Genomic DNA, 15,339 nt, shown 5'->3' on the forward strand with positions numbered 1-15,339 from the left:
AGAGGGTTATCAATCGCATTTTCCAAGGCGGTTTGGCTAAACTATGGGCCGACGCAGAGCGTCATCCGCTTAATTGTATGCAATAGACGATGCCTTGATTTTATGTCACTCTTTTACCTGATGTTTTTTGTCCCCATAAATGCGACGACTTCACCTATGTTCAAACGTATCCTGTCCGCCCTGCGCGGCAAAAAAAATAGTGCGCATGCCGCCGTTTCCGAGCACGCCAATGAGGCGGAACCCGCGGCCGCTAATGACGAACCGATTGTCGCCTATGACGCTTACGGGCGGGAAATGCATATTACTCGCGACGAGTGGCACGACAAGATCTTCCTGCCGACTTTACAGCAAAAGTGGGACAACGCTGGCGAGCTCTATAATGCGATCCTATCAGGCTTGAACGACGGTTTTGCCGCCGATTTGATACCGGCCGCCGAACGTCTCGTTGAGATTGACGATATTCCCGAGCGCAGCCATGTCATCCTGGGTATTGTGCTGATGAAAAATGGCCGCCTTGATGACGCCGAGCGCGCGCTGCGTGCGGGCATTGAAAAATCAGGCGCGACTGGAACCCTGTTGACGAATTTGGCTAAGGTATTTGCCGAGCGTGGTGAAGACGCTCGCGCGGATGAAACGCTTTGGCAGGCGATGCAGGCCGATCCGAATCAAGACAATGGATTGCTCTGGTGGGCGGCCATTCAACAGGAGCGCGAAGGCGAAGCAGGCTATCTAACGGCCCTGCGCACGGTAGCGGCTTTGCCCGGCAGTTGGCGAGCGCAACTGTGGCTGGCGCGCCATCACCTGGAACACAAGGACGTTGGGGCAGCCCGGGCTTTATATGCCGAAGTGCTGACCGGCGGTATGTTTGACGATAGCGCGTTGATGATGATTTCCGGCGACCTCGGCAATAATGGCCAGATTCCGCTGATCGTCGAACTTGTCGCGCCGGTTTACGACGAGCACCGGCATGACCCTATGACTGGTATCAACGTGCTGCGCGCCTACCAGGAGCTCGGCAACGCCGAGGAAGGCGAAAAGCTGCTTGCACGCATGTATTCGCTGGGGTTCGCTCCAATCAAACAGCATCTTGATGGGTTCGCTCAGGTCTTTCAGGAGATGCGTAACCAGGCCGAACAGGGGATTCCAACCGATCCGGACAAGCTGAAGATCAGTACGTTGGCGCTAACCCAGCCGATCTGGCATTACGGCTTGCGTAAGGCCGATTGGTTGTTTAAACAAAAGCCTGAGAGCGCGCCAAAAATAGGTTTCTTTGCGCTTTCAAAAATTGCGGACGGCGCACCACGCTCCGAATCGCAGCGTGAAGACGATCTTGGTCGTCTGACGCGCGCTATTCCTCTCTATATTGCCGAAGCGGCCCACTATTGGAGTGAGCACGCGACAAATTGCTATATCTCAGTCGCAGAGGGCGTCGGTCCGGTGGTATCGGCAGGCGAAGTCGATGGCAACGCGCTTTTCGATATAGTGCCGCCGGAGATGACCTATTTTGTCACCGGTGAAATTGGCTGTACTGGTGAAGACGATCGGCGGCAATGGCAAATATCGTTAAGTCTCTGGAACTGCGCCAGCCGAACAAAACAGGCGTCGGAAAGCGGCAACGCAATCCATTCAGAGCTTGGCGATTTGGTGCTGAACCTTGAGCAACGCTTGCTCGCCCACATTGGCCTGACCCGTGAACAGCCCTTGGATGCGTTCTACTTGCGTCCCTCCGTCGAGGCGATGCCAATTTATCTGACGGCATTGGGTCAGGCTTTCATGCTGACGCTGGCCGCCAATAAACGGATATCCCGCTCCTCAATGTGGGGTGAAAGGGCGATGCTGGATTGGCCGCTTAATATGGCTTTACATTGGCCTCAGGCGGAAGTGCCTAAGCTGATGTACCTCTCCGGGCTGGGTAAAGCTTTCGACTATCAGTCTGATGCGCTTGCCGAATATAAGGAGCGAAGCCTGGGGCTGTTGCGCGAAGCCGAGGGGGCGAACAGCGCCGCGACCCGACTGGCGCCGCTCATATGGAAAATCTTCGCTATGCACGAAGAGTTCAATGCTCATCGTCAGAGTTTGCCGGCTGATTCAAGCTCGGCATATCTAGCGTGGCTGGCGCGCGTGGCGGAAAAATAAAAACGCCAGGATTGTAGCTCTGTAAGAGCGACTAACCAATACTACACAGTTATGGCAGAACTGAGTAAATGGAGCGCACTCACGGAAATAGAGTTACACGGCAACCTGTATGATGTTCAGAAATTCTTCAAGCCGCTGTAGCGCGGGGGCTGGGGCTCTGTTATCCGTCACCAGATGATCCAGTTCGTTCCATTCGCTGAATTTGAACAGGCCCGCAATATCAAATTTGGTACTGTCGCTGACAACCACTCTGACTTTGGCGCAGTCAACCATTGCCTTTTTCAATTCGGCTTCTTCGTAGGATACGGTACAAGGGCCTGTCGTGCCGGAGAATCCGTCTGTTCCCAGAAAAGCAACGTCTGCTCGTATGCTGTTGATCCCGCTGACTCCCCAGGTTCCTACCGCGCCCATACTGGTGCTTCTTAATTTGCCACCCAGCAGATAGACGTCGTTGCTGCTGGAAGCCAAAATCTGCGCGCTGGTTAGCGAATTGGTGAAGATCTTCAGCGCAAGCAGTCGGGCAAGGCTGTATACGGTACTGCCCGTGTCCAACACCACCACGCCGCTTTCGGGAACAAGTTCCAGTGCTGCCTGGGCCAGCTTGTTCTTTATTTCCGTATTTTCATTATTTTTTTTATCAAACGGTCGTTCTATATCCAGAAAATTGCTGATGGGAATCGCCCGCCCATGATTTTTTTTGACAATCCCTTGCTTCTCCAGCTCGATTAGATCCTTGCGGATGGTTTCCGTTGACACGTTAAAGCGCTCGGCCAGAACGCCAACGCGGACACTGCCTTCCGTGATCAGCACTTCAGCCAGATGATTACGTCTTTCCTGGGCGGAACTTAGCGGCATGCCGATATTCCTTATTCCTATTCTCTGCAAATACTCGATGGCATGCAGACCTCTGGGTTTCGGCCCGGATTTGCCTTTCTGTCCACCATGATAATCAACCATACCGTTCCGCCGCTACCCGTCGCCAGGTAATCATTGGCGTTCACCCCAGGTTTGTGATCCTGTCCGGATTTTGTATTTTGGAATTTGACAACCATAATCGCAATAAATATGTTGTGATTGTGCTGATATTCGCAATTAATAATATTGTAAATATCAAAATATCGCAAAAAATGTTCAAGTAAATGAGAATACAACTGGCATTGGATGATATTTCACGGAATGACGCGCTGGCGTTGCTGGATAACGTTCACCCGTACATCGATATCGTTGAGGTGGGGACGCCTTTCATTATTCAGGAACAAATTACTCGGGATGGTCTCAGCAAGACCTTACAGCCTTATACGGGGCTGTCCGCAGCGCACCCGTTACTGAAGTTGAGTGAATATAGTTATGCCGAACTCAAAAGTGATGCCTGATGGCGTTTACCACAGGAGGAAAAATGGCGCGGATCGCGGTCGATATGGATGAAGTCATCGCAGACTTCAATGTGAAGATGGTGGCGGTTTTTAATCGTCGTTTCGGTGAAACATTAACGTTGGAACAGCTGAAGGGTCATACTATTCAACAACTACGGCCGGATCTGCACGAAGAAATTAACCAGATGATCGGAGAGCCCGATTTCTTCGGTGATTTGCCGGTAATACAAGGTAGTCAGGAAACGCTTAGGCTACTGGTTCTGAAACATGATGTTTTCATCACAACGGCAGCGATGGAATTTCCTTGGTCATTTAATGCGAAATTCCACTGGCTCAGAGAGCACTTTCCTTTTGTTGATCCCCTACACATTGTTTTTTGCGGCTACAAGGGAATTTTACACGCGGATTATCTGATAGATGATAATGCCCGGCATTTCGTCGATTTTACCGGGGAAGGTATTTTATTTTCCGCCCCGCACAATATTTATGTAACGGGATGTCGGCGCGTGAATAACTGGAATGATGTCGCTGAACTGTTTTTGTAATGGCAATTAATCAGTTAATCATGCTCACGCTATGGAGCGGCTTTTTGGACCGTAAGGCGCTGGCTGAAAATAACGGGCAGAAATGTTATGCGGATTAGAATGCGCGTCCCCGTACGCTCTTCGAAATAACGGCCGAAAGGCAAGATTGCAGCAACAAGCCCGGCGCGTATTCGCGCAGGCGCTTGACTAGCGGGGGTTGGCACCCCGCCAGCATCGCATAGTCGTTGGCGAGAATGCGGCAGGCGCGCGTGCTGGCGGCGGGATCAAAAGCATCGAGTGGGGCGAAGGTTCAGGCAAGTTCGTCGAGCAATTTTAGCTGATGCTTTACCGGTTGCCTCAATGTTTCACGGCGCCGACGCCAAGCGTCGGGCGGCCTCGACGACGGAGGCGCGGCGCCTGGTATGTTCTTCAGCATCGTCGCGGCCAGTGAACATCCGCGCCACTTGCGGCACCGCCGACCACCAACCCGCCAAGGCCAGTATCAGAAACGCCAGGTGATCCGGTTCCAGCGCGTGCGTGACCGTTCCCTGGCGTTGCCCGTCAGCCACGGCCTGGATCTTATAGCCGTAGTACTCGCGCCGTAGCGCTTCATCGGGCACCTCGCCATCGAAGGTCAAACCTTCCCAGCGCATTAGCCGGCTCAGTTCGGGATGTTCGCAATGATAGTCGTAAACGCGGCCAGCGTATTCACCGATGTCCTCGGCGGAGAAGGATGTGACCGGCACCGCCTGTGCGACCTTCGCCAGTTCGCTGCGCAGCACGGTGGTAAACAGTTCACGCTTGTCGCCGAAGTAGTTGTAGATACGCTCCTTGTTCGCCCCTGCCGACTTGGCGATCTTCTCGACCGTGGTGCCATCGGGTCCAAGGCGGGCGAACTCGATCACCGCGGCTTCCAGAATCCTGCGTTTCGTCCCTTCGGTATCCCAGGCCATCGTCTGCGTCTTTTCCTCACTGGTTCTTGGTTGTACTTACCGATGAATCATACTATAGTAAATTCCAACCATGCAGTTGGAGTTAATGGAATCTGATGATGAAGCACACCATTCTCATTTGCGGCCACGGCCCTGGCATCTCGCATACGGTCGCCCGCCGCCCCGGAAATCGTCCGCATGCCCGCATCCGGCGATCGCATGGCGGCACTGGACTGGGTGTGGCGTCGTCTTTATGACAGCAACGCGCAGCCGTGAGCTTCAAGAACAACGTCGACAGGGGAGAACGGCTGCTTCCGCTCTCTATTCGGGGTTATGCCGTGCGCCGCGACCAGGCGGCGAGAATTATCCGCTCCGACTGGTCGAGGTAGCTCGCCAGCGCGTCGGCGGATTCCGCAGCTTTATCCGATTCAATCAGCGTCAGAATATGGGCGTTCATTTCGATGTAGGGCACATGCAGGTGTTCGGGGTCGTCCAGCAGGTCGAACGCCAATCGCAGCTCGGCGGAGACATGGCGGTAGAAGGTGTTGAGCCGCTGGCTGTCGGCCAATTCGACGATGGCGGTGTGAAACGCCATGTTGGCGGTGCCGATGCCCATCCAGTCGCGGCGTTGACGGCAGACGCGCGCCTGTTCCACCGCCTGGCGCATTTTTTCCACCGCCGGATGCATGGGATAAGACCGGGCCAGCGCCTGGCACTCCACCAGACGTCGCACCCGGTAGATATCCACGATGGTGGCCATGTCCGGCGTGGCGACAAATACCCCGCGGTTCGGCTCATGTTTCAGCAATGAAGATCTCTATTTCTCGCTGCTGGAGTTTTTCCAGAAGAAATCGGGCAGGCCGCTCGGCGACCGTGGTTTACGGCCTGGTCAAATCGTGCCGGAAATCGTCAAAAGCGAAGGAGATGTGTCGGTCTGCGTCGCTGTCCGGCCGCTAACCACCGCCTTTTTTGACGGCGCCGACCAGTCGATCGATAAGGCGGTTGAACCGCCCGCGGCGCGGCAGATCGTACAACTGCTGGCCGAGATCGGCGGGGAAGCGTTCCATGCCCGCTCACGATCGGGCCGGGTGTCGTCGGCGCGCTATATCGCCGGCAGTGACGCCGCGGTCATGATTAGCGGCGGTCAGCATCCGAACGAAACAACCGGCATCGTTGGCGCAATTCGCGCCGCCCGCAAACTGGCGGAAAAACCCGGCGCGCATTTCACCATCTCGCCGCTTGAGAATCCGGATGGATATGCGCTGCATCAGCGCCTGCGCATCGATAATCCGCGCCATATGCACCACGCCGCCCGTTATACGGCTCTCGGCGACGATTTGGAGTACCGCACCCGCGAGAATGCCGGCGTCTATCTCAACGAGAAGGAAATACGTTTCAAGGCGCAGGCATTGAGCGGCGCGAAGCTGCATGTCAATCTGCACGGCTATCCCTCGCACGAATGGACGCGTCCGCTATCAGGTTATGTGCCGCACAATTTCGCCATGTGGACCCTGCCTAAGGGCTTCTTTTTGGTCGTTCGGCACCACCAGGGGTGGGAACAGCAGGCTGAAATGCTATTGGACCGTTTGACGCGTCATCTGAGCGCGATCCCCGGACTTCTCGACTACAATAATCGGCAGATTGCCCTTTACGAAATTCATGCCGGCGAAACCGGTTTCCAAATTGTCAATGGCTTCCCCTGTTTGTGCTCCGTGGATGACCGGCATGATGTGCCCATGACGCTGATCACCGAGTATCCGGACGAAACGATTTACGGCGAGGATTTCATCGCCGGGCATACCGTACAGATGGAAACCGTCGTGGCGGCCTATAAGATATGGCAGACGCTGCAGGCGCATATCGCCTGAACTGAAACGTTTTGCCGTGAGCCGGCCGATTACGCCGTCCCTTGGCCGCGTTGCGAATAAGGAACACGTACCCGGCCTGCCGGCACAGGATCTTAATCACCGAATATGGCGTATGCCGATCAAAATAAGCCCGCATAATACAACTTGGCTGAATGGCGGCGAAATGTCTTAAAGGCCTTAATAAGTTTAGGTGAAAAAGATATTTCCCCCCGCGGTTGCCGCTCGATTATTGTCAGAACACCCATTGGTTCGCAACGAGCAGGCAAATGAGAAACGTCATCCCTAACAGATTGATCAAGCACGTCATTTTGCTGATGGCTGGCGCGTCACTATTGCTGTCGGCTTCCTTGGCATGGGCGGAAGGGCGGATTCGTATTGCTTACCAGTTTGGCATTAATGAATTGATGCTGCATGTCGCCAAGGATCAGCGACTGATAGAGAAGCGCGGCGAGGCGCAAGGGCTGAAAATCGACGTAGAGTGGGTGCAGCTTGCCGGCGGTTCGGAGGTCAGCGCGCATTTCGCTAACGCGCCTTTTCAGAACGAAGCGTTGAAACATCCCAATATTCATAAAGTTGTTGATTCATATGAGCTGTTTGGCGGCCCGCAGACCGGCATCGTGGTGATGGGCACGCAGAAATTTCATGATGAAAATCCTCAAACCTATATGGCCTTTCTGCATGCGCTGGAAGATGCGGCAGCGATCGTCAATTCCGATCGCAGCGCGGCCGCGTCGGCCTATCTGCGCAGTACCGGCTCCCGGCTCTCTCTTGCGCTGGTAGAAGAGGTGGTTGCAGATCCGAGCGTGACTTTTACCGTGGTGCCGGAAAACTCGCTGAAGCTGTTGCAGTTTTTACACCGGGTAGGGCAGATAAAACATAAGCCGAAATCCTGGCGTGATTACTTTTTTCCTGAAATCCACGACAGAGACGGCAGCTGATTCCCGATGTCGCGTTAACGCCCGTTTTCATCACTCCGCTTTGTCGCAACGCCATGATGAAGAGATCCGCCGCTATGCCATTCCAGGGAAAACCCTATCCGATGTATGAACAAATCGCCGCCGTATTGAAACGCGAAATCGCCGACATCAGCATCAGCCTGGTGCCGGCTAATCATAGGTACGCGACGCTGCTGGAATTGAAGCCGGGCACGCCCTTACTGTCGATGTATCGCACCTCCGGCCTGTCCAATAACCGCATCGCCGAACGTACCCAGTTTCTTATCCGTCCGGATGAGTACGAGTTTGTGTGGCAGGTCAGCGGGATGACCGCCTCAACGATGCGGCTGGCGCGGATTCGGCAACGTTGACGCCGGTTAGCGATCGCCATTGATATGACATAGAGAGACGCGCGTTATGGAATTAACCCACGATGAACAGGCCATGCTGAATGGTGAAAGCGGCCCGGTTTTGCAGGATGCGCTGAAGTTACAACTGGCGATTGGCGAGTTCTGGGGCGCCCGGCGTTTTGTCGCCGTGTCGAATGTACACATGATGGGGGATATTGAAGTATTGGGCGATGCCGGGAAAAACTTTCTTGAACGGGTGGCGGCGAGCGCGGCAAAAGCCATCTGCCCGACATCAACCAATGCCCGCTGCGTGGATTTCCGTCTGGCCGATCGGTTGCGCCAGGATCCGCGCGAAGTTGCTAAAGAGACGCAGGTGATCCGCCTGCTGCGCGATATGGAAATCACCACCGTCGATACCTGCATCAACTATCAAACTATATATCAGCCTCATTTCGGGGAACATATCGCCTGGGGCGATACCGGCACGGTGATTTACGCCAACTCGGTGCTGGGCGCCCGCAGTAATTTTGAAGCCGGGCCTGCCGCGCTGGCGGCGGCGCTGACCGGACGGACGGCGGAATACGGTTTTCATCTTGATGCGCACCGCAAGGGAAACCTGCAGGTGCAGATAGATTTTGCGCCGCAGGATCTGGCCGACTGGGGCGCGATCGGCAAAGTGGTGGGCGAAGCGAACCAGAACTATTTCACCGTTCCGGTTTTCACCGGCATTCAGCGCCGGATTTCATCGGATGAACTTAAGCATCTGGGGGCGTCGCTGGCGTCGTACGGATCGATGGGCATGTACCACATCGTCGGCATTACGCCGGAGGCCAGAACCATCGATGAGGCATTCGGCGGCAACCGGCCGGCACAGACGATACGCATCACCCGCCAGTGCATCGAGCGCGTCTACGACAGCTATGACGACGGCGGTCAGGCGCTGAATCTGGTGGTTTTTTCCGCCCCGCAGTTATCCGTGCATGAGATGAAATATTTGGCGGAGCTGTTTCGCGGCCGGCGGGTAAGGGCGGATACCCAGGTATTTATTACCACCAGCAATGGCGTCAGAAGCCATGCGGGCCAACTCGGCTATCTGCAAACGCTGGAAGAGGCCGGCGTGCTGATTTTGGAGGGCGTATGCTTTTATATCCTGCAAAATCTGCCGCAAATGCGTGAACAGAACGGCTGGCACAATATTGTCACCAACTCGGCCAAGCTGGCCAATATCATCAGAGCCCATAAGTTTAATTCCATTTTGCGCCGCACCAGGGAGTGCGTCGCTATCGCCACCGAGGGCGTTTGAGATGAACCAGCGGAATGTAATTAGCGTTAATCGCGCCTATGGACGGGTTGTGGAGGGGGAAGCGCTGATTTCCGCAGAGGGATTTAGCCCGCGTTACGATTTGGATCGCTGGAGCGGCGTGATAAGCCGGCCGGGACATGCGCTTGAAGGCATGAACATTCGCGACAAGATCCTCTTTTTCCCTAGCGCCAAGGGCGGAATTGCCGCCGGGTGGGCATTTTATGACATCAAGGCAAAGGGATTCGCGCCCAGAGCGTTGATTTTCGGCGTCACCAACCCGGTAATGGTGCAGGGCGCGATCTTTGCCGATATCACTATTACCGAAGGCTGGGATATCGATCCCGCCTCGGTGTTGACGACGGGGGACTGGGTGCGCGTCGATCCGCAAAAGCGCGCTATTACGGTTATCGGCAACCGGCGGTAACTCGCTTATTTCGCCGGGCGATGCTTGCCACGATCGTCTTGTGGTTGGCCGCGTTAAGTTCGATGTTATAACTGGCGTAATGTCGCTACGGCGACAGGCTATACCGTTGCTCATTCGCACAACCGCGCACGCAAAATGCGTCATTGCATTACTAGGCAAAGGATGGGTAGAATTGGCTTAATTTGTATTTTTATATATTTTAAGCCATGCACACCTTTTTAATCATTGTCCCCGACGGGGGAATGTTATTCGAAGCCGCGGGCGTCGCCGACATTTTGATGCAGGCGAACCGTTTGCAGCCGGCGGATATTCATCAGCCGCTCTACCAGGTGACGATCGCCACCACCCAACCTCATAAAGTGGTCCATGGAATGTCGGGGTTAAATCTTCTGGCGGATCAGCGTCTGTCGGATCTCGACCCTGGGATGCAGCGCGACACCATCATGATCACGGGCAGAGGCGTGACCGAGGAAGAGCGAGCCGATGTCGCGGCTTGGGTTCGCCAAGCCGCCCCTTACGCCAGACGTATCGTTTCCGTCTGTGGCGGCGCGTTACTGCTTGCGCAGACGGGGCTGCTTGATGGAAAACGCGCTACCACCCATTGGCGTTTGCTGGACACGTTGCAAACGGACTTCCCCAAGGTAAAAGTCGAAAGAGGGCCGATTTACGTTCAGGATGGATCGGTATGGACCTCCGCTGGGGTCAGTTCGGGCTTCGATCTTACTCTGGCGCTGGTCGAAAACGATTATGGTTTTCCTCTGGCGCGCGATGTGGCGCAAGATCTCGTCATGTTCCTGCGCAGGCCCGGCGGACAGTCTCAGTTCAGCCGTTACCTGCTCAATCAGGCCAAAAGGCCGGGGCCGATCCGTGACCTGCAGTTTTGGATCCTGGCGAATCTGGCCGACGATTTATCCGTCGACAAACTGGCCGAACGGATTGCCATGAGTCCGCGTAACTTCACGCGCGTGTTTACGCGTGAAGTGGGGACGCCGCCGGCCAGGTATGTGGAAGAGGTGCGTTTGGACGCGGCGCGCCAGCTTCTGGAGCAAAGCACGGATGGGATTGAGAAGGTTGCCGCCGCCGTCGGATTTGGCAGTAGCCTCAATCTACGCCGCGTTTTTGAAAGAAACCTACAGCTGACCCCGACGGAATACCGTGAGCGATTCCATGCGCGAAGTTTTGGCGTAAATTGATCTTTTTATGTCGTTTGCGCCATTGTTATCCTGAGCTAAATTTAGAGCATAGACGGATAACAAAGGAGTTCTGGTATGGTCAATGTAGGTATTAACGGGTTCGGAAGAATCGGTCGCAATGTTCTGCGCGCCGCTTTAGGAAACGATGATTTCCGGGTCGTCGCCATCAACGACTTAACGGATAGCAAGACCCTGGCTCATCTCCTGAAATACGATTCGCTTTCAGGCACCTTGCCGGCCAGCGTCGAAGCCGCCGAGGGCAAATTGATTATTGACGGCGAGCCGGTGCGGGTTTTCTCGGAAAGGGATCCCCGCGCGATCCCATGGCAAAGCGCCGGCGTCGATATCGTGATTGAGGCCACCGGGTTCTTCACCGACAAGGCTCAGGCTGAGGTGCATATCACCAAAGGGGGAGCTAAGCGCGTTATCATCTCCGCGCCGGGCAAGAACGACGATCTCACCGTGGTGATGGGCGTGAATCATGATAAATACGATCCACGCCATCATACCGTCGTCAGCAACGGCAGTTGTACCACTAATGGTCTGGCGCCCGCGGCTTTAGTCCTTCATCAGTCTTTCGGCATCGAATATGGTTTGATGAATACCACGCATGCTTATACCAATAGCCAGGCGCTGCACGATCAGCCGGAAAAGGATCTGCGCGGCGCCAGAGCTGCGGCGCTGTCAATCGTTCCTTATTCCAGCGGCGCCGCTAAGGCGATCGGTAAAGTTATTCCGGAATTGGATGGCCGCCTGACGGGGTATTCGTTAAGGGTTCCGGTGCCGGTGGTTTCCATCGTCGATTTGTCGGTGACGTTGAAGCGTGAAGTGACGGTGGATGAAGTCAATGCCGCCTTTCGTCGCGCATCCGAGTCAGGCCCACTGAAGGGGATTCTCGGTTATAGCGACGAGCCGCTGGTATCGAGCGATTACAAAGGCGATCCGCGTTCGTCGATTATTGACGGTCTGTCCACGCTGGTGATTGGCGGCAACATGGTCAAGATCCTCGCCTGGTATGACAACGAATGGGGTTTTTCCAACCGTCTTATCGATCTGGCGCTGTGGATGGAAAAAAAAGGATTGTAACGACTATTTCCCATTAGGTTTAACCGGGTTATTCAATCAGGCCGTTAATATCGGCGGCCATCGTTTTGCTCTGTAACTCGGCGTTCATCGGATATAGATTTCAATGCGCTGGATAGATTCATTCCGAATGCACCGTTTTACGCCATACCAGCGGCGCCTGAAATAGGCGTTTACCCGGCACGCGCGGCGTTGATGAGGGAAGCAGTAGCGCGATGATGGCGTTCGTCATATCAGCCAGCGGTTGGGAAAAGGTTGTCAGCTGATAGCCGACCCAGCCGGCCTGTTCGATGTCATCAAAACCGATGACGCAGATATCCTCGGGAATACGCAGACCAAACTCATGACGCGCAACATCGATAAAACCGCAGGCAATCAGGTCGGTCACGCAAAATACGCCGTCCGGCCGGTTTGGGTCCGCAAGCAGTTTCCGTGCGGCGGCGGCGCCGGTGGCATAACAGGTGGTTCCCGGACGGATTAATCGGCACGCTTGCTGGGCATGACCGGCGGCTTCGAGAAATTTCGTTTCCCGGATGACCATACTGGGCGATCGGTCGATGGAGGAAACGAGCGCGATGTGCCGACAACCCGCCTGGCGCAGCGTGTGATAAGCCTCCGCCATCGTCGAGGCGTAGTCGATCTCGATGTTGTCGGCGCCCGCAAACTGCCCCATACGGTTAATCAGTATGACCTGCTGACCGCTTTGCAGGCAGGTTTCAATCAGCGACGCCTGCGGCTTGCCCGAGAGTACAATGGTGGCGGCGGCGCGGTAGTTGAGAGTCTGACGCAGCGCGGCATCCGAGCTTTCTTCCCCGCCATCGGTATTGATTACCATGACCGCGCGCTGCGCCTGATGCAGACGCCGGGTGATCTGGTCAAGCAGACTTGCCTGGTAAGGGGCGCTGAGATTACCGCCGAGGATACATACCGGACGGCAAGCCTCTTTGGACAGGCCGCGCGCCAGGTGGTTAACGTGGTAGTTAAGCGCTTCGGCGGCGGCCAGCACTTTGCGGCGCGTTTCGGCCGACACGCTGCTGCCGGGGGTAAAGGTGCGCGAAACCGCCGAACGGGAAACTCCGGCCAGTCGCGCCACTTCCGCTGCGCTGGACATACTTTTACTCGGTAAAGAAGACATCCATTTATCTCTTTATCTATGGGTGACGGATCGCCGGCAAGGCCGGTTTCCCGGCTTGACCATCATCCTCTCTGGTTACCTGGTTTTGGGTTGAGCAACGCTCAAACCCGCCGCCCTTAATGCCTGTTCCATCTCAATGGCTCGCTGCGCCAGTGAAATCAGTTCCGGTTTTGGGGTTTCGTACCACTCATCCGGGTGCAACTGACGTTTATCCCGAATATGCGCGATAGCCGATGCTAATGTCGGATAGCGTTCCGGACATTCCAGATGCATGAATACGGCGACCAGCGCGACCGAGCGGCTGCGTCCGCCACGGCAGTTAACCAGAATATTGCCTCGTTCCCGATTGCGGTAAGAAGGCTTGTCGGGAATTTGCTGCAGCAGGGCGGAGCGCATCAGCTGATAGCCCGCATGCAGCATCGCCGGCGCATTTCCGCCGCCGTCGACCAGTCCGAGCTTGTAGTAGCGGATAGGGCCGGAACCGTGGTTGAGCAGGTGGGCGCCGATACCGGTTTCCGGGGAGGATACCCAGTCGATATCAAGATTGACGGCGCAGTTAATCACAGTCCTGATGTCATACCGCTCCAGCAGCGCCAAGTCGGTTACTCCGGCGCTGCCGCCGATATAGATATCCATGTCCCAGCCGGGAAAATCGGACGCTATCAGGCTGACCGCCGGGCGGTCGTAGCGCGGCGCGGCCGATTTGGCGTCGGTCTGTTCAGCTACAGGCGGGATATCATCGGCGGCGATCGGGATGCCCGTGGCGCGCGCCAACGCATCCGCTACGCCCGGCGCCGCCGCTAAAACCGGCCAGCCGTTGAAGATGCCTTCGCTATCGGTAGGGATGGGGCCGGTGCTGCCGCCGGCTTCGCGCACCAGCAGTAAACCCGCCAGACAGTCCCAGGCGTTCATATGCAATTCGGCGTAGCCGTCGGTACGGCCTTCCGCCACCCAGGCCAACGCCAGCGCGCCGGACGATCCGCGGCGCACGTTGGCGCCCTGGCTGAGTATCGCGGTCATCACGTCCAGATAGCGCCGCTGAGTCACGCGGGTTGACCAGCCCAGTTCGAAGGTGGCGTTACGTGCGTCGTCTGTGTTGGCGGTATGCAACGCCAGGCCGTTTTTCCGCGCGTAGCGGCCGCGACGCGCCATATATAATTCCTGGCTCGTTGGGTTGTAAATCGCGCCCAGTTCAGCGACGCCCTGACTGACGAACGCGATAGCGACGCAAAAGTGTTCGATGCCGCGCGCGAAATTGGCGGTGCCGTCGATCGGATCGACCACCCACAGGCTGGATGCGTCAGCGGTTTGGCTGCCGGTTTCCTCGCCCAGCAGGGCATCTTCAGGAAACGCATCGGCAATGTCCTGGCGGATCTGCTGTTCCACCAGCGTATCGGCTTCGGTCAGAAAGTCCTGGTGGCCTTTAAGCGAGAACTCACCCGGCTGACGCGAACGAAAATGTCGGAGCGCCGTATCGCCGGCGTCGAGAATAATGCGTTTTAACGCGGCCTCACGCCGCTCCAGGTTAATTTGAGTCAAGGTGTGCTCCTGATACGAAAATAATAAACAAGGCGGCAATCGCTCAGACTGCCGGCAAACCTTCTGGTTCTAACCCCACCCCAGCCCTCCCCCTGACAAGGGAGGGAGAAAACCAGACGTCTTTAATGCGTTAGCTCCTCCCCCTGACCGGGGCTGTCTCTTAGTCACATTTTATGCGGACTTGGAGATAGTTTCGTGCGCCACAATGCCGCTATTTTCATGCTGCCTCGCAGCACGCGCCCGACATAGGGGGCTCAGACGCCAGCCCCCTATGAACCCCGGCTTGCGGCTAAATTATGTCGCTGCGCGATGCCTTCGTCGGTATCAGGCTTAACGGACCGCTTGCGACACGGAATACTCGTCTCATCCCTGAGACTCGCCCTAACGGGCCAGCGCAAGCGCTGTTCAAAAACGCTCCCGGCGTTTTTGTCCGACGTGGCGCAAGCTTTCGCCGCGTCCGTGCGGCTCATCCTAAGCCTGCTATCTCCTCAGCATAATTTCTTACGCCGGATAACGGCAAACCCCGTCATAGCCCCTACATTTG

At 55.9% G+C, this 15,339-nt stretch carries 15 protein-coding genes; 10 read left to right on the forward strand and 5 right to left on the reverse strand.

Features of this window, described 5'->3' with window-relative positions; all coding sequences use genetic code 11:
* Positions 1-156 precede the first annotated feature (156 nt).
* Complete coding sequence (locus ACN28R_RS02330; protein WP_095833462.1) at positions 157-2,136, forward strand: tetratricopeptide repeat protein; 1,980 nt, start codon at positions 157-159, stop codon at positions 2,134-2,136.
* 93 nt (positions 2,137-2,229) lie between these two features.
* Here the strand turns inward: ACN28R_RS02330 and ACN28R_RS02335 are convergent, their stop codons facing one another.
* The gene (locus ACN28R_RS02335) at positions 2,230-3,093 is read right to left on the reverse strand and encodes a DeoR/GlpR family DNA-binding transcription regulator (RefSeq protein WP_095833463.1); all 864 of its coding nucleotides are present in this window, start codon (positions 3,091-3,093) and stop codon (positions 2,230-2,232) included.
* A gap of 182 nt (positions 3,094-3,275) precedes the next feature.
* On the opposite strand from ACN28R_RS02335, the gene ACN28R_RS02340 reads away from it, so the two are divergent.
* Both ACN28R_RS02340 and ACN28R_RS02345 read left to right on the forward strand, forming a co-directional pair.
* A complete protein-coding gene (locus ACN28R_RS02340) occupies positions 3,276-3,509 on the forward strand; it encodes an orotidine 5'-phosphate decarboxylase / HUMPS family protein (RefSeq protein ID WP_095833464.1) in 234 nt (77 codons plus the stop codon).
* The gene (locus ACN28R_RS02345) at positions 3,509-4,054 is read left to right on the forward strand and encodes a 5' nucleotidase, NT5C type (RefSeq protein WP_310794040.1); all 546 of its coding nucleotides are present in this window, start codon (positions 3,509-3,511) and stop codon (positions 4,052-4,054) included. The genes ACN28R_RS02340 and ACN28R_RS02345 overlap by 1 nt, the downstream gene beginning before the upstream one ends.
* 344 nt (positions 4,055-4,398) lie before the next feature.
* On the opposite strand, the gene ACN28R_RS02350 is transcribed toward ACN28R_RS02345, so the two are convergent.
* Both ACN28R_RS02350 and ACN28R_RS02355 read right to left on the reverse strand, forming a co-directional pair.
* A complete protein-coding gene (locus ACN28R_RS02350) occupies positions 4,399-4,986 on the reverse strand; it encodes a TetR/AcrR family transcriptional regulator (protein WP_095833466.1) in 588 nt (195 codons plus the stop codon).
* Between the two features lie 310 nt (positions 4,987-5,296).
* Positions 5,297-5,725: an FCD domain-containing protein gene (locus ACN28R_RS02355; RefSeq protein WP_095833467.1), complete on the reverse strand. Its 429-nt coding sequence runs from the start codon at positions 5,723-5,725 to the stop codon at positions 5,297-5,299.
* On the opposite strand from ACN28R_RS02355, the gene ACN28R_RS02360 reads away from it, so the two are divergent.
* The 7 genes from ACN28R_RS02360 (at position 5,715) to gap (ending at position 12,124) form a co-directional block, all read left to right on the forward strand.
* Entirely contained in the window at positions 5,715-6,833 is a 1,119-nt protein-coding gene (locus tag ACN28R_RS02360) for a M14 family metallopeptidase (protein ID WP_220701791.1), read from the forward strand. The two genes, ACN28R_RS02355 and ACN28R_RS02360, sit on opposite strands and share 11 nt — an antisense overlap.
* 266 nt (positions 6,834-7,099) lie before the next feature.
* Positions 7,100-7,771, forward strand: a complete 672-nt coding sequence (locus ACN28R_RS02365; RefSeq protein WP_095833468.1) for a substrate-binding domain-containing protein — start codon at positions 7,100-7,102, stop codon at positions 7,769-7,771.
* Positions 7,772-7,824: 53 nt separating this feature from the next.
* Positions 7,825-8,139 carry a UTRA domain-containing protein gene (locus tag ACN28R_RS02370; protein WP_095833469.1) on the forward strand — a complete coding sequence of 105 codons (315 nt, stop codon included), beginning with the start codon at positions 7,825-7,827 and terminating at the stop codon, positions 8,137-8,139.
* A 46-nt stretch (positions 8,140-8,185) separates the two neighbouring features.
* Entirely contained in the window at positions 8,186-9,421 is a 1,236-nt protein-coding gene (locus ACN28R_RS02375) for an aconitase X (RefSeq protein ID WP_095833470.1), read from the forward strand.
* A 1-nt stretch (position 9,422) separates the two neighbouring features.
* Complete coding sequence (locus tag ACN28R_RS02380; protein ID WP_095833471.1) at positions 9,423-9,845, forward strand: aconitase X swivel domain-containing protein; 423 nt, start codon at positions 9,423-9,425, stop codon at positions 9,843-9,845.
* 206 nt (positions 9,846-10,051) lie between these two features.
* On the forward strand, positions 10,052-11,038 hold the full coding sequence (locus tag ACN28R_RS02385; protein ID WP_095833472.1) for a GlxA family transcriptional regulator: 987 nt from the start codon (positions 10,052-10,054) through the stop codon (positions 11,036-11,038).
* 75 nt (positions 11,039-11,113) lie between these two features.
* Positions 11,114-12,124 (forward strand): type I glyceraldehyde-3-phosphate dehydrogenase, encoded by a 1,011-nt coding sequence (gene gap, locus ACN28R_RS02390; protein ID WP_095833473.1) that lies wholly within the window; start codon positions 11,114-11,116, stop codon positions 12,122-12,124.
* Positions 12,125-12,242: 118 nt separating this feature from the next.
* Here gap and ACN28R_RS02395 read toward each other — a convergent pair whose 3' ends face one another.
* A complete protein-coding gene (locus tag ACN28R_RS02395) occupies positions 12,243-13,256 on the reverse strand; it encodes a LacI family DNA-binding transcriptional regulator (RefSeq protein ID WP_095833474.1) in 1,014 nt (337 codons plus the stop codon).
* 75 nt (positions 13,257-13,331) lie between these two features.
* Positions 13,332-14,795 carry an inositol monophosphatase family protein gene (locus tag ACN28R_RS02400; protein WP_095833475.1) on the reverse strand — a complete coding sequence of 488 codons (1,464 nt, stop codon included), beginning with the start codon at positions 14,793-14,795 and terminating at the stop codon, positions 13,332-13,334.
* Positions 14,796-15,339: the final 544 nt, after the last annotated feature.

The organism is Brenneria goodwinii, from assembly GCF_002291445.1.
GTDB classification, from domain to species: domain Bacteria; phylum Pseudomonadota; class Gammaproteobacteria; order Enterobacterales; family Enterobacteriaceae; genus Brenneria; species Brenneria goodwinii.

Bases quoted from the DNA above. Each gene is read 5' to 3' on its own strand.
- ACN28R_RS02330 (WP_095833462.1), top strand. From the start codon at position 157: ATGTTCAAACGTATCCTGTCCGCCCTGCGCGGCAAAAAAAATAGTGCG.
- ACN28R_RS02335 (WP_095833463.1), bottom strand. From the start codon at position 3,093: ATGGTTGATTATCATGGTGGACAGAAAGGCAAATCCGGGCCGAAACCC.
- ACN28R_RS02340 (WP_095833464.1), top strand. From the start codon at position 3,276: ATGAGAATACAACTGGCATTGGATGATATTTCACGGAATGACGCGCTG.
- ACN28R_RS02345 (WP_310794040.1), top strand. From the start codon at position 3,509: ATGGCGTTTACCACAGGAGGAAAAATGGCGCGGATCGCGGTCGATATG.
- ACN28R_RS02350 (WP_095833466.1), bottom strand. From the start codon at position 4,986: ATGGCCTGGGATACCGAAGGGACGAAACGCAGGATTCTGGAAGCCGCG.
- ACN28R_RS02360 (WP_220701791.1), top strand. From the start codon at position 5,715: ATGGTGGCCATGTCCGGCGTGGCGACAAATACCCCGCGGTTCGGCTCA.
- ACN28R_RS02355 (WP_095833467.1), bottom strand. From the start codon at position 5,725: ATGGCCACCATCGTGGATATCTACCGGGTGCGACGTCTGGTGGAGTGC.
- ACN28R_RS02365 (WP_095833468.1), top strand. From the start codon at position 7,100: ATGAGAAACGTCATCCCTAACAGATTGATCAAGCACGTCATTTTGCTG.
- ACN28R_RS02370 (WP_095833469.1), top strand. From the start codon at position 7,825: ATGATGAAGAGATCCGCCGCTATGCCATTCCAGGGAAAACCCTATCCG.
- ACN28R_RS02375 (WP_095833470.1), top strand. From the start codon at position 8,186: ATGGAATTAACCCACGATGAACAGGCCATGCTGAATGGTGAAAGCGGC.
- ACN28R_RS02380 (WP_095833471.1), top strand. From the start codon at position 9,423: ATGAACCAGCGGAATGTAATTAGCGTTAATCGCGCCTATGGACGGGTT.
- ACN28R_RS02385 (WP_095833472.1), top strand. From the start codon at position 10,052: ATGCACACCTTTTTAATCATTGTCCCCGACGGGGGAATGTTATTCGAA.
- gap (WP_095833473.1), top strand. From the start codon at position 11,114: ATGGTCAATGTAGGTATTAACGGGTTCGGAAGAATCGGTCGCAATGTT.
- ACN28R_RS02395 (WP_095833474.1), bottom strand. From the start codon at position 13,256: ATGTCTTCTTTACCGAGTAAAAGTATGTCCAGCGCAGCGGAAGTGGCG.